12 protein-coding genes and 1 pseudogene are annotated in these 14,642 nt (G+C 41.2%); 10 read left to right on the forward strand and 3 right to left on the reverse strand.

The window, feature by feature from the left end; genetic code table 11:
• The 10 genes from HWQ37_RS17210 to HWQ37_RS17255 form a co-directional block, all read left to right on the forward strand.
• The coding region (locus HWQ37_RS17210; RefSeq protein ID WP_292748988.1) for a hypothetical protein at window positions 1–1,159 on the forward strand (1,159 nt) is incomplete at its 5' end.
• Window positions 1,160–1,197: 38 nt separating this feature from the next.
• Complete coding sequence (locus tag HWQ37_RS17215) at window positions 1,198–1,785, forward strand: CIS tube protein (RefSeq protein WP_292748990.1); 588 nt, start codon at window positions 1,198–1,200, stop codon at window positions 1,783–1,785.
• Window positions 1,786–1,870: 85 nt separating this feature from the next.
• Window positions 1,871–3,619 carry a VgrG-related protein gene (locus HWQ37_RS17220; RefSeq protein WP_292748993.1) on the forward strand — a complete coding sequence of 583 codons (1,749 nt, stop codon included), beginning with the start codon at window positions 1,871–1,873 and terminating at the stop codon, window positions 3,617–3,619.
• A 58-nt stretch (window positions 3,620–3,677) separates the two neighbouring features.
• Window positions 3,678–4,160, forward strand: a complete 483-nt coding sequence (locus HWQ37_RS17225) for a GPW/gp25 family protein (RefSeq protein WP_363318144.1) — start codon at window positions 3,678–3,680, stop codon at window positions 4,158–4,160.
• Window positions 4,161–4,222: 62 nt separating this feature from the next.
• Window positions 4,223–6,421 (forward strand): putative baseplate assembly protein, encoded by a 2,199-nt coding sequence (locus tag HWQ37_RS17230; protein ID WP_292748996.1) that lies wholly within the window; start codon window positions 4,223–4,225, stop codon window positions 6,419–6,421.
• A gap of 65 nt (window positions 6,422–6,486) precedes the next feature.
• The gene (locus HWQ37_RS17235) at window positions 6,487–7,521 is read left to right on the forward strand and encodes a phage tail protein (RefSeq protein ID WP_292748998.1); all 1,035 of its coding nucleotides are present in this window, start codon (window positions 6,487–6,489) and stop codon (window positions 7,519–7,521) included.
• Between the two features lie 163 nt (window positions 7,522–7,684).
• A complete protein-coding gene (locus tag HWQ37_RS17240) occupies window positions 7,685–8,884 on the forward strand; it encodes a DUF4159 domain-containing protein (protein ID WP_292749000.1) in 1,200 nt (399 codons plus the stop codon).
• Between the two features lie 258 nt (window positions 8,885–9,142).
• The gene (locus HWQ37_RS17245; protein ID WP_292749002.1) at window positions 9,143–10,480 is read left to right on the forward strand and encodes an FAD-binding oxidoreductase; all 1,338 of its coding nucleotides are present in this window, start codon (window positions 9,143–9,145) and stop codon (window positions 10,478–10,480) included.
• A 59-nt stretch (window positions 10,481–10,539) separates the two neighbouring features.
• A complete protein-coding gene (locus HWQ37_RS17250; protein ID WP_292749004.1) occupies window positions 10,540–11,895 on the forward strand; it encodes a (Fe-S)-binding protein in 1,356 nt (451 codons plus the stop codon).
• A gap of 117 nt (window positions 11,896–12,012) precedes the next feature.
• Window positions 12,013–12,735 carry a hypothetical protein gene (locus HWQ37_RS17255; RefSeq protein WP_292749006.1) on the forward strand — a complete coding sequence of 241 codons (723 nt, stop codon included), beginning with the start codon at window positions 12,013–12,015 and terminating at the stop codon, window positions 12,733–12,735.
• Between the two features lie 116 nt (window positions 12,736–12,851).
• Here the strand turns inward: HWQ37_RS17255 and HWQ37_RS17260 are convergent, their stop codons facing one another.
• From HWQ37_RS17260 to HWQ37_RS17270, 3 genes and pseudogenes are all read right to left on the reverse strand, one after another.
• Window positions 12,852–13,739, reverse strand: a complete 888-nt coding sequence (locus HWQ37_RS17260) for a hypothetical protein (RefSeq protein ID WP_292749008.1) — start codon at window positions 13,737–13,739, stop codon at window positions 12,852–12,854.
• A 48-nt stretch (window positions 13,740–13,787) separates the two neighbouring features.
• A complete protein-coding gene (locus HWQ37_RS17265; RefSeq protein ID WP_292749010.1) occupies window positions 13,788–14,297 on the reverse strand; it encodes a hypothetical protein in 510 nt (169 codons plus the stop codon).
• Between the two features lie 265 nt (window positions 14,298–14,562).
• Window positions 14,563–14,642 (reverse strand): annotated as a pseudogene (locus tag HWQ37_RS17270) (photosystem II protein D1); the annotation flags it as partial.

The raw sequence follows: 14,642 nt of genomic DNA on the forward strand, positions 1-14,642 counted from the left end.
TGAAACACCAGTAATTAGCACTACATCACCTGAGATTATTCAACAAGCGATCGCACCAACAATTAGCACCACATCATCTGAGATTACTGAAACTGCAAGTATTTTCAGGAAAATTATTGACAATGAACAAACAGTAGAATCAGAACTTCCCTTTCTGATAACAAATCCTGAAATATCAAACTTTGTTGATACCTCAGATAATCCAAGCTCCCCACAAAATCAGGTAATCACACCACCTGAAGTTGAGCCAAATACGACCATTAAAAATTTGCCAGCACCTAAAGGTTATGCTACTGGTGGTCATGTGAAAGACTCCCACGTTGAAAATCGTCAGCAGATAGCGCCCTCTGATACAGTACCTGCAATGCTTACGCCTGGGGAGTTTGTAATTAATACCAGGGATGCACAGAGAAATTTACCTCTATTACGTCACATCAACACTGGTGGTACACTGGAGGATATTGTCCTTCCAAGTTTACAGACACCCAATCCCAGAGAACCAGAACCGAAAACTTCTTCAGAGACTCCGACTAAAGTCGATTCTTTTCTAGACACTTCATTACAGCTCAAAAACGCTGAGACTCACTCACTTCAGATATCCAATTCTCGAATTCTTTCTTCCTTGGGGTTGAATATTGGAAAACAGAAGCTTTCCATCCTGAAATCTCCACAGCTTAATACTCTTCAAAATAAACCAATTGATGTAAGTCAACCTTTACCTCAATACTCGTCGCCTACCATGATTTTCCGAAAACCAAATTCCACCAGCACTAACACACCTTCCCAAGGATCAAACACACCTTCTCAATGGTCAAGCGTGGAAGATTTACTAAATGGAAATGTGGAATCTAACAAGCAAAATTCCGAATTTTCTCCTTTTTCAACATCATCATCAGAATCGCCACAAGCTTTTGCTAGACACGTTGCTGCACCTAGAGGCTTTGCTGATGGTGGAGAAGTAACTCCATCCGACACATCTAGAGACATACAACCAGTAACTGAGACAATAGAGAATACTAATTCGTCTTCTGAAAAAAATACTCAAGATCACACGGCTGAACTTGAAGCTCTAGCCCGTGAAATTTATCACAGATTACGGCAAAGGATAGAAATTGAGCGAGAGCGTTATGGCGGTAATTCAGGTAAATTCCCTTGGTAAATTTCCATTCAATAATTAATTTTCGGAGGAATACTTAAATGGCAAGTCTAGAATTTCCAGGTTTCACATCAATTATACAACAAATTACTGATCATCAAAAACCTCAATGGCAACTTCAGAAAGCCAAACTTATAGCTTATAACAAAGAAGCGCCAGATATTGAATTAATGTATAATCCCACAGACATTAGTTTTACTCGCACTGTTAGGTGGGAAAGTAAGCAAGGTAATAGAGGAACTACTCTACTTCCTAAGGTAAATTTTTCTGGAGTTGAACCTTACACTTTCACACTGAAACAGTTAGTATATGATACTTACGAAACAAAAAAGTCGGTTATGGAAAAGTATATAAACAACATTAAGAAAGGTGTGGAAAGTATTGATACAACAGATGATAGTCGTCCACCTGTTTATATATTCACATGGGGAACAGACTATTTTTATTGTGTAATCACGAGTCTAACTTACACTTTAAATATGTTTCTGAGTGATGGTACACCAGTCAGGGCACTGGTAGATATAGCCTTGCAAGAAGTAGATCAGATAAACCTGCCTGGAGGAAAACAATCAGCTGCTCAAGACCAACTGAGTCGGCTAAATCAAAGCACAGGAAAGTTGTTTAACTAAAGCTCGACAAGAGATAAACATTAATTTATCTCTTATTGGTCATTAAAGAAGACTCTGAACATTTCATAGTTACAAAATAATAGTTATGCCTACAAAAAGTGAAAACCCTTATTTAAGCGACCTTAAAATCCAGATAGATAGGATAACCGTTTCTAATGAATTTATGAAGGACGTGTTGCAAATGACAGTAGAAGAAAGCCTTCATTTGCCAGCAATGTTTACTCTAGTAATACAGAATAGGTATAGTCCTACATCTGACAAACCAGAAAGCCAACCTTGGCGATATGACAAGTTGCTTCAGATAGGGAAAAAAGTGAATTTGGGTTTTGGAATGAGTACTACTCTAGATCCTAATTTTAAAGAGCAAATACAAAAGTTACTGATTGAAGGCGAAATTACAGGGATGGAAGTTCACTTCAATGAAAAATCTGAAGCTGATATCATTGTTCGCGGCTATGATATTTCCCATCGCCTTCACAGAGGTCGTTATAATCGTACTTTTACAAAGCAACGTGATAGCCAGATAGTCAGAACAATAGCTGAAGAAGTAGGGATAAAAATTGGTAATATAGAAACAACTACCACAATCCATGAGCATGTCTTCCAAGAAAACCAAACTAATATGGAGTTTTTGCGCGAAAGGGCTGCCCGGATTGGTTTTGAACTATTTGTTGCCGATGGCGAAATAAATTTTTGTCAACCAACATCTGAGGGAAATTTATCACTAAAATGGCGAGTTGATATTAATAGATTTAGTGTTCGCGTCACCAGTGCTGAACAGGTGAATTCTGTGCAAGTACGTGCCTGGGACTATGAGAATAAAAAAGTGATTATCGGAAAAGCTACCACAGAAGAACAACTAACTGAAACAGGTAATAATCTAGGAAGTACTACCAGTACTGTATTTCCCAATCTTAAGCCCTACGAAATGACTGTTGTCGATAAACCAGTTACCGACCAAGCAAAAGCAGACATTATGGCTAAGGCTCTGTGTGATGAACTGGGAGGAGAATTTGTTTATGCAGATGCCAGCGCAGAGGGTACTCCTGATATTCGTCCACGACGAGTTATTAGTCTTGAGGGTGTGGGCGATCGCTACAGTGGGGACTATTATGTTACAGAAACCCGCCATTTCTACACTAACCGGGTTTATTACACTGATTTCAGCGTGCGGGGACAACGTTCTGGTGACTTATTCACAACTATATCTACACAAAAACGCTTACAGCCATCCGAAACTTTATTAGTCGGAATTGTCACTGATAACAAAGACCCACAGAGTTTGGGTAGAGTCAAGGTCAAGTTTCCCACACTCACAGAACTACATACAACTGACTGGGCGAGAATCGTCGCTTTAGGAGCAGGGACGAATAGAGGTTTCGACTGTTTACCAGAGGTAGACGATGAGGTATTGGTAGGTTTTGAGCATGGCGATATCCACCGTCCCTACATAATTGGCGGAGTATGGAACGGGATAGATACACCACCGGAAGAGACGGCTAACTCAGTTACGGCGAAGGGTCTTGTAAGATTACGCACCTTTAAAACTCGTGAAGGTCATACTCTACAGTTTATCGAAGAGGATGCATCAAATAGTAAAACAGGTATTCGCCTACAAACTAAATATGGTCACGAAATCTATCTCAATGATAGTGAAAAGTGTATAGTGATTCAAACCCCAAGCGGTCATATAATCAAAATGGACGACACAGCCCCAATTCCATCTGTTTCAGTGGAATCAAAAGGTAATCTGTCATTAGATGCTCTTGGAAATATAGACATTACAGCCGGGGGCGAGATTACAGTCAAAGGTGCGATGATTCACCTTAATTAATTACTAAATAATTACCTAGCTTGCTTCTCGCCATTCGCATCCTCTTCAACCTCGACCTTTGGCGAATAGGCTTAAACCTCCTGTGCCGATATCTTTGAAGATATCCATGCAACAGTTGTCTAAGTGTCTAGATATGGTTTATGGTGGCAATAGAGACTATTTAGGGGCAGGTTTAGCTTATCCACTGCATTTAAGTGTGCAAGGTGGCATACAAGTTAGCCGTGAAGATCAAAAAGTTAAAGAATCTATTTGGATTATTCTCCGCACAGGAGTAGGTGAGCGGGTTTATCGACCTACCTTTGGTTCGCGCTTGTCAGAACTGGCGTTTGCAACTTTGAATAGCGATACTTTACTGCGAATCCGTCTTTATGTCTTGGAAGCCTTAGAAGTTTGGGAACCACGCATTATTATCGATGAAGTTATCGTCGATCCCGACCCTGTACGTGGCAGAGTGGACATCATCATCAATTATCGACTCAAAAATAGTCCCAATATTTATAGTTTTGTTTATCCTTATTATTTGGCTTCAGCCGGGGAGTAATCGTAATTACGAATTACGAATTACGAATTATTAAATCTGTCACATTCTTTTTTAAAATTAGTATGGAATTTGACTTTTTACCGAAATTACCTTCTTCCAACTTAGACGATCGCAGCTTCGATGATTTGGTAGAAGAATGTATTATGCGTATTCCTCGCTACTGTCCAGAATGGACAGACCACAACCTCAGCGACCCAGGAATTACGCTAATTGAGTTATTTGCTTGGTTAACTGACCAGATGTTGCTCAGATTTAACCAAGTACCTCGAAAAAATTATATAGCTTTCTTAGAATTACTGGGTATTCATCTCCAACCTGCCGCCCCAGCCCGCACGGAATTAACTTTCTATTTAAGCGCTGTACTATCTAAAGCCTTCACTATTCCAGCCGGATTAGAAGCCTCAACTATCCAAACTGAAACCACAGAAAGCATTACCTTTAGTACAGATTCTCCTTTAGTTATTGGCAAACCCCGCATACAGCACTTCTTAACTGCCCAAACCGCCGAAGACATTCCCCAATCTCTGCGAGAAAGAGTCACAACTACATGGACTCGTCAGACTAACGGTTTCTGGACAGGTGATGAACAGCCGATATTTGAAGAGGAACCCCAGCCTGGTAACTGCTTTTATTTAGCGATCGCATCTGACGATCCTCTAGATGGTAATGTTCTAGATATTACTTTTCAAGGAGCCGCCGCTACACCTGCTGGTATTAACCCCAATCAACCGCCTCGGAAGTGGGAAGCCTGGGATGGAGAACATTGGCAACCAGTTTTATTACAAGAGTCAGACGATAAAACTCGCGGCTTCAGTTTTTATGAACTCGCTGAACAGGGTGGTAGCCCGTCTCAAGGAGCAGATGTCCGTCTACATTTACCGCAAAATTGGCCTGTTACCAACTTTACTTCTTACCGGGGTCGTTGGCTACGCTGTAGTTTTACTCTGACAGAAACAAATCAATCTGGTTACAATCGTCCACCAAGGATTATTGGTTTGGCAGTGCAATCAATTGGCGGTACAGTACGGGCTAGTCACAGTACTTTGATTCAGGATGAGCGGCTAGGAATCAGTGATGGTAAACCCGGACAGACTTTTGAATTACAAAACGCACCGATTTTAAAACGCAAAGAAAATGAATATATCTTAGTTACTCCCTCTGGTGGATTGCCTCAGAAGTGGACTGAGGTGAGAGATTTTGCTGATTCTGGGCCAGAAGACTTTCATTACACCATCGATTCCATCACTGGTATAATTCAATTTGGGCCGCTGATTCTGGAACCTAGCCAACTTAAACAACAAACACGAGTGCGAGGGCGAATTCAGCAACCATCACTAAATGACACATCTGTACAAGTTCTGGAAAATAACCAGTCGGAACACCAATATGGGGCGATTCCTCCCCGTGGCTCAGAAATTAAAATGGTTGCTTATCGTAGAGGCGGTGGTAGAAAAGGTAATGTTCAAACTGGAACAATCCAGTTTTTGAAGTCTGCGTATCCATACATTACTAGTGTGGTCAATCGTGTACCAGCAATCAATGGGGCAGATGCCGAATCACTAGAACAGGCTGTGATGAAGGCTCCCCGCATCCTCCGCACACGCGATCGCGCCGTCACTGCCGAAGATTTTGAAGTTTTAACTCAACAGGCGGGTGCTGGTGCGATCGCTCGCGTCCGGTGTTTGCCAGCAAATTCTCAAAGACAAGCTGGTATAGTTAGTTTACTGGTAGTACCTTATGCAAATACCGATGCGATCGCTCAAGGCGATGGCATAGCACCAGCAGAATTTGCCCTCAGTAATGCCCTACAAGATCAAATTTTGACTTACTTAGATGAAAGACGCTTATTAGGGGTACAAATAGAGTTACAAGAACCGAATTATGTAGGTGTTTCTGTGCAGACAGAAGTTGCTTTAGAGCCAGCATACAACAATCCTTTTGCCAGCGAAGAAATTCGCCAGAATTTAAGGCGATCGCTATATAAATATTTAAATCCCTTAACTGGCGGAATGGACGGCAAAGGTTGGCCTTTTGGGCGACCAGTTTATACATCCGATATTGTGGCATTACTGCAACAAACCCCAGGCGTGCGTCATTTAGGCCCCGTCCTGCTGTTTCCCATCCGCAAGCAAGGAGAAAATTGGCGACGACAACCATCCCCAGAACAATTGATTGATCCAGGTTCGGAAGGTTTGATATGTTCTTGGGCTGATACAAATCTGCGTTCAAATCACGACATTCAAATAATTCGTAATTCGTAATTCGTAATTCGTAATTCGTAATTTGTCAGTAGTTATTCTCCTCCCAGTCCCCAATCCCCAATCCTATGGTTCAAAGTCGCTCTAGTCCAGCCGTAAGCATTCAATTAACGCCAATGCAAATTCCCGAAGCTTTACCTGTGGCAGGTTTAGCATTTGCAAATGCCGAAAACATGGATGTGGCTGGACGTAGTTTACTTTTACATCCTGGACATCCCAGCGAGATGATTGTGCAAGTGCAAAACTTAGAACAACGTCCTTTGCGGGTAAGCTTAAGCGTTGAAGGAAACTTCCCGACTGAATGGTGTCAGATTGGCACAGAAGGCAGTGAAATACCGCCTCGCGGACAAATGGATGCTGTTCTCTACTTCTCAATTCCCGATACTTTTTTTGAAGATCAAGAAGCGATTTCCCCTGGAAAAAAAGACAAACTAACACTAAATTTTCGTAGTCAAGTTACTCTACATATAGACTCAGGTACTGGCAACGAACAAATCCAGAGAAGCGAGCATTTCGATTTATACGTCCGTCCCTACACCGCCTACATGGAATTCTTGCCAATTTTGTATCGGGAAGTTGACTTTATTGGTCGCTTCATGAAAATATTTGAGCAAGCTTTTCAACCAATAGTTAATAGTTACAATGTCATGTGGGCAAATCTCGATCCCTTGACAGCACCGGAAGCATTACTACCCTTTATGGCTCATTGGGTTGCTTGGCAAGTAGATTCTGTTTGGGATCTCCAGCAACAACGGCGTTTAATTCGTCGAGCCGTAGAACTTTATCGCTGGCGGGGAACTCGGAAAGGATTGCGTCTCTACTTGCATCTTTATACAGGTTTACCGCTAGACGAAGATTTACCAAATGAAGCTGATAAACATATTAGTATTACAGAACCTTTTGGCCCAAGTTTTATTATCGGAGATGCACAATTAGGAAATGCAGTTTTGGCAGGTGGACAACCATATCATTTTATAGTACGTTTACGTTCAAATATTTCTAGTGGCATCATCAACGAAGAACTTATTCAAAGAATCATAGAACAAGAAAAACCAGCTTTTTGCACTTATGAATTATCTATCGAAAATCCAAATAATTCGTAATTAGGGCTAACGCACCATGAATGATTAAAATTGCATTACTACATCTAATTTAAAATACCAAATAAAATAGGTAGTATTATTTGAAATTCCTATAACAAATTTTTAATCCAAAATCGTTCGACTGAGCGTAGTCGAAGTCCAAAATCTAAAATCCCAAATTGCTATGTCCCATCCTTTTCCACCTCCACCAATAAAATCCCTTGAACGCCTACAAGCCGCAGACGGTTTACTAATAAATGCGGAACGCTGGCGTACAGCCCATGATTACCACCGTAATCGGCAAAATGCCCAATATCAAAGTTTAAATCAACCAGGAATTGTCTGCGGTTTAGGTGTGCGAGATGTGACTGCTCCAAGTCAAGTAGAGGCTAGATATCGAGATGGACGTTGGGTACAAATTCAACCTGGTATTGCTATTGATTTAGCAGGTAATTTAATTGTTATACCTACCTCTTATGATTTTCCCATCGATCTAGAAGTAGCAAGTTCTGAAGCGCTCATGATCTACTTAGTAGTTAGCTATGTAGATCCTGATGAATTACGACGCGGACAGCAAAGAGATATTGTTCAAGAAACTTATCGAATTGACCAAAGAAACTCGACACCACTCAGTTCAGAAATAGAAATATGTCGGATACTTCTGCAAGCAGGACATACTGAAATTACTCAACCTGCGGATGCTTTCTTTCCGGGATATAACAATGTTGATTTGCGCTATCGCCGTCCTGCACAAATGCGCCCCCAAGCACTTGTATGTATGGCTCAGGCCAATCATAGCGATCCCGAATATGCGCGGAATTTTTTCAGCCTTTCGTATTTGTTACAAGCAGTAGAACCCCTATATCCAAGTTTGCGAGGGGCTGATGAACCAGGTCAAGTTTCTTTAGCAGAAAATATCCAAGACTATGACATACTTTATCTTACAGGTGGACAAGCCATATCTTTAAATAGTCTTGAATTTGAATCCCTCAGAAATTATTTAAATTTAGGTGGTGTGCTTCTAGTTGATGCGCCAACAAATGCTAATCCTCTGATTGAGAGTACTCAAGCTTTGGCACAACAGTTAGAAAGTCCTTTAAGACCATTAGAAGAATTGCAACGGAGTCATCCTTTAAGGACAAAACCTTTCTTATTTGCTGCCTTGCCAATGGTTAATCAACAACAAATTAAACTTTTAATCGGTGGAGGAATTATTTTAGTGATTGGAGATTTAGCAACTGCTTGGGGACTAGATAGAGATTTGAGTTTACCCAGATTGACCATTCGTACAGCTCAGGAATTAGGGATTAATATTCTCCACTATGCTTGGAAACGGCGACAGTTAATTGGGTTGCAACAAGAGGATAATTCCGGGCAGTGGTGAAAAACTCGAATTTCCTAACATTTTAACCACATTGCGTAATTCCCCATCCCTCTACTCTACAGGGTGGGGATGTAGAAACCCCACCCTCAACGTAGTAGGGTGGGGTAGTTCATTAATTTATTTAGTTAGTAGCGATCGCTGATTACAACCTAGCTAGACATCGCTTTTTATATTAAGACCACCGTATATTAATGACAATGCGCTTTTTTGGTCAGGTTAGCCAGTAAATTAGAAGTAGGGCGTAAAAAAATAAACTCAATGAAAGCGATGTCTAACGACAAGCCGCAACGCATCTGCGCTTCTGAACTCGCATCTATCGTCGGTGAAGAAAATGCTATTTGCCTTGGGGAAAATATCGAACTCAATCAGCAAAAACGTATTCAACAGGCTATAGCTTCTGGAAATTCACCCAGTTGTATTGTCTATCCCCGCAGCCAAGAACAGCTAGGCGCAGTTATTAGTAAGGCTGACACAAATAACTGGCGCGTCCTTCCCTGTGGTAGTGGCAGTAAACTTAGCTGGGGTGGTTTAGTTAAAGACATTGATGTTGTAGTTAGTACAGAACGTATCAACCAACTAATTGAACACGCTGTTGGCGATTTGACTGTAACCGTAGAAGCTGGGATGAAATTTTCCGATCTCCAAGCACTTTTGGCAAAGTCGCGGCAATTTCTCGCCCTTGACCCCACAGCGCCAGAGTCAGCAACCATTGGCGGTATTGTTGCCACAGGTGATACAGGTTCTCTGCGGCAACGTTATGGTAGTGTACGCGACCAGTTACTAGGTATTACCTTTGTCCGTGCTGATGGACAAATCGCCAAAGCTGGAGGAAGAGTAGTTAAAAATGTCGCCGGATATGACTTGATGAAGTTGCTTACAGGGTCTTATGGCACATTAGGCTTTATTAGTCAACTAACTTTTCGCCTGTACCCCCTAGCAGAGGCATCGGGGACGGTGGTACTAACTGGTAAAGCTGAGGCTGTATCTCAAGCAGCTGATATCCTTCGAGGTTCGGCGTTAACACCAGTCCAGGCAGATTTGCTATCAACCAAATTGGTGTCTAGTTTAGGATTGGGTGAAGGACTAGGATTAATCGCCCGTTTCCAAAGTATTAGTGAGAGTGTTAAAGAACAGTCAAACCGAGTTTTGGAAGTTGGGCAAAAGTTGGGTTTAAATGGGGCAATTTTTGCCGATGGTGATGAAGCTAATCTATGGCAGAGATTGCAAGAACGAATACATACTACTGCTACAGAATCCGTAATTACCTGCAAAATAGGAGTGTTACCTACTGCGGCTGTGGAAATTTTGACTCAGGTGGAGTTGGGTTTAATTCATATTAGTAGTGGTTTAGGTTTGTTACAATTAGAGAGTAAAAATCAAGTTTTGAAAATCCGCAATGAGTTATGCTTTACTGGAAGCAATCGCACTCAAAATAATAGAGGTTTTTTAACAATTTTGTCAGCACCAAAGGCGGTTAAAGAACAAATAGATGTTTGGGGTTATACGGGAAATGCTTTGCCGTTGATGCGCCGTATTAAGGAACAGTTTGATAGTAAAAATATTTTAAGTCCTGGTCGGTTTGTAAGTGGAATTTAGTTTTAAGAAAACTAACCGCAAAGGACGCAAAGGACGCAAAGGAAGGAAAAGAATTAATTATGCAAGTTTCAGAAAATTCTGTTAATAATACGGCTAGTTTAAAGAATTTGAAGGGCTTTGATGTCAATCATCCGCCTGACCCGAAGTTAATTGATAGTTGTGTACATTGTGGATTTTGTCTCTCGACTTGTCCCAGTTATCGGGTGCTGGGTAAGGAGATGGATTCTCCTAGAGGACGCATCTATTTAATGGATGCAATTAATGAGGGTGAAATTGCTCTCAATACGGCAACAGTAGAACATTTTGATTCTTGTTTAGGATGTCTTGCTTGTGTGAGTACTTGTCCTTCTGGCGTGCAGTATGACAAGTTAATTTCTGCAACTCGTCATCAAATTGAACGGAATTATCCCCGCAGTTTGCCAGATCGATTTTTTCGTCAACTGATATTTTCTTTGTTTCCCTATCCCAATCTTTTACGGATTTTATTAGTTCCGTTATTGGTTTATCAAAAATTGGGATTGCCTAAATTATTTCGGACTACGGGTTTACTCAATAAAATATCGCCCCGTTTGGCAGCAATGGAATCAATTCTGCCAGAAATTACTCTCAAATCTTTTCAAGATAATTTTCCGACTGTGATTCCTGCTAAAGGTAAGAAGCGATACCGAGTCGGGGTAATTTTGGGTTGTGTCCAAAGGCTGTTTTTCTCCCCCGTGAATGAAGCGACAGTGCGAGTTTTAACAGCGAATGGTTGTGAAGTTGTGATTCCCAAATCTCAAGGTTGTTGTGCAGCACTTCCCGAACACCAAGGACAAACAGAACAGGCGAAAGCTTTAGCAAGGCAGATGATTGATAGTTTTGCTAAGACGGATGTAGATTTCGTAATTATTAATGCTGCTGGTTGCGGTCATACTTTAAAAGAGTACGGTCATATTTTAGAAGATGACCTAGAATATCGGCAAAAGGCAAAGGATTTTGCCGCTAAGGTTAAAGATGCTCAAGAATTTTTGGCAACTGTTGGCTTAACAACAAAACTATCGCCGCTTACTGATAAACCATTGAATCTAGTTTATCAAGATGCTTGTCATTTATTACATGGACAAAAGATTAGTGTCCAACCACGCCAGATATTGCGACAAATTCCAGGGGTGAAGTTGAGAGAACCAATAGATGCAGCTTTGTGTTGTGGCAGTGCTGGGGTTTATAATATGCTACAACCAGAAGTTTCTGAAGAATTGGGTCAGCAAAAAGTGCAGAATTTATTGAATACTGGTGCTGAGTTAATTGCTTCTGCTAATCCGGGGTGTACTTTACAAATTACTAAACATTTGCAGTTGCAAGGTAAGAAGATTTCAGTTATTCACCCGATGGAGTTGTTAGATTATTCAATTCGCGGTGAAAAATTGAAATTGTAGACATCTTGTTATTGCTTTTAAACAAGTTTTTCCGAAATAGTTGCTTTATCGTCTGTATAATCACTGAAATGGGCAAGAGCATCAAGCAGATATCGGGCGATCTGGGTTGTGAAAAAAATGTTAAGACTTTATCATTTATTAATAGGCTCTGTTTTGCTGGTGTCAATACCGCTAGGAGCCAAATTTTTTCTCCCCCAATTTTCTCCACCCAAAATAGTAAAACCCCCTACAGTTGCAAAACTTCCCAACTCTAATCAGGGAAACATCTGGCAGAAAATCCTGGGAAATGTTGCTGCTCCAACGAACTGGCAAGTTGCTCCCTGTGAAGGAAATGCACCCCTGTTGTGTGTCTCCTCCAAAGGGAAACGTTTGGGTACAGTTGAGATTAACATTTACCCTCTAGCAAACAATGAGGATTTCCGAAAGAAACTCTTAGCATCTGGTATTCCAACTGCTTCCTTAGTAGACTATCAAAGTTCCAAGTACCAAACCCAGTTATTACCAGTACTTAAGACTTGGGTTGTAGAACACTACGCTGCATTTGCGAAAGATCGTCAGGGTAAATATGGAAAAGAGATTATTTTCTCAGCCTACCCACCGCAACCAGTACCAATTGGTAAGCTTCAGGGAATCCGCTATGGGTTCGTCGGACTTAAGCAACAAGGTGGAGTACAAGAGCAACATATCGGTCATGTTGCCTTTGATGGCAGTAAACTTTACGTAATTACCACTGCATTTGACACAGGTACGCAAACAGGTACTTTTGATAAACTGGAAAACTTGGCTATTTTTCAACCTTACTTATATGCGATCGCAGCAGATTTGCATTTACCCCAATAGGAGTTAGGAGTTAGGAGTTAAAAGTAGAGACGCGATTAATCGCGTCTGTACAAGAGTTAGAGAGTTTTGTTTATCTCCTTGTCTCCCTTGTCTCCCATCTCCCCAATCCCCATCACCTAAATCTCAGCCACCGCCCGTTCAATCAAGCGATGTGCCAAAGTTTGCGTACCAGTGTGTTCATAATAATTTGTTGCTACATCCAAGAACGCCGCCAGGTAATCTAACTTGTCATCAGCAATATCGGTAAAACTTTGCAAGTTGTGGACAACCTTTTGTGGCGTTAAATTATTGGCGCTAACTAACCCACTCATCCAACCTTTAACTGAGTCAAAGCTTTCACCGATAAAGTTGAGTTTTCCAGCAGAATTGTTACCTGGAATCACATCTTTGATATTTTGGAAAGTCGAGTTTTGTTCTAAGTCCTGTGGATTTGTTTGATTAAGCCCGGATATCGCTTTGCTAATAAAATCTGGGCCTAAAGGTATCAAACCATCAACGCAAACTAACGCCACCATGCGGATTAGTGACTCACCACTATACTCACCTAAAGAGGCGACAAAATCCCCAATACTGTCTCCAGGAATGCCGTTAATTTGACAGAAAGCTACCAACTCAGCCACTAATTTTAATGTCAGATCGATGGTTTGGGCTTTATCAGGTTTGGGAGTGACAGAGTTTAAAAAACCCAACAGAGGAATTTTTTCGCCGACTTTGTTAGCTAAAGCTGCTGCACCAAGCGCTTTATCTGTATTATCAACGGTTTGATATAACCACAAGGCTGTTTGGTATCCTTGGGATTTGTCGTTGAATAGATAAATCGCTCTTTCGCCAATTTGCTGAATTAAATCTTCGTCGTCTTCGCCAGTGACTTTCTTAATAGTGTTGACAAAGCCGACAGTATTTTGCCACTCTCCAGGTGCAACAAAATCGAGGGACTTCAACATAGAAACAGTCAAGCCGCCAGTTGGTAATTGATCGACCAACTCAAAAATTGATTTGCTCACAAAAATCTCCTTATTTAGCTTTTGTTATCTAAATGTTCGTAGTACAAATCATTTCAGGTTAGCTAGACGATTAAGATTAAACTTCTCTAACCAATCTGCGCGATCGCTAGCTGTAAATGACGGATCGCGAGAAAGTGCTTTTACTTGGTATTTACCTACCAAAATTGCAGTTTGCGTCTTACCAACTTCTATTGCAGGATAACCACCAATTTTTTTGGTGCTTTTCGAGAACTTTGCTGCTGCGCTAGGTGTGCTGGTGGTATCAGAAATAGATAGCAATGCCATATCTTTACCGCCTTTTTTCAACTTCGCTTCCGCAAAGCCTTTTTTCTCTTGGGTATAGACGCGCTGGTAGCCATCACCTGCATCAGGGAAAAGTTTATTAAATTCACTACCCTGAGTTGCGGTCTTAGCGACTGATTGACCTTTCTTTTGTTGAGTGCTTTCTTTTTGCACCTGGTCAAAACGTCCAGGTGTTTTTGGGCTACAGGCTGTTGTCAGTAGTACTACCGACAGCAACAAAGCTGCTACTACCCTACGCCCACGGTGTAAAATCATTCTTGGCTTCTCCTTATACTTGAGCTTTGAGGCAATTATCTGCGCTGCTAGCAATTATTACCCGTTCTTACCTGTTATTACCCGTAAAATTTACTTTTTGATAATTATTTCCTAAGTTCTCACCTATAACGGTCATTTTTGCACTTCAAAAAATTCTTCAGTGCTATCCTAAACGTAGGAATTAACCCAATGCAAAAACGCTCCCCCTTTCAGGAGAGCGTCTTTTTTTTATAGATTAGCGTGAAGAGCGTATCTCAGATTACAATTAACCGTTGATAGCAGGAGCGGTTAGAGCTACAGGAGCAGAATCACCAGCAGCCAAATCTAGAGGGAAGTTGTGAGCGT

Origin of the sequence: Nostoc sp. NMS4 (assembly GCF_017115095.1) — a bacterium.
Classification (GTDB): Bacteria; Cyanobacteriota; Cyanobacteriia; order Cyanobacteriales; family Nostocaceae; genus Nostoc.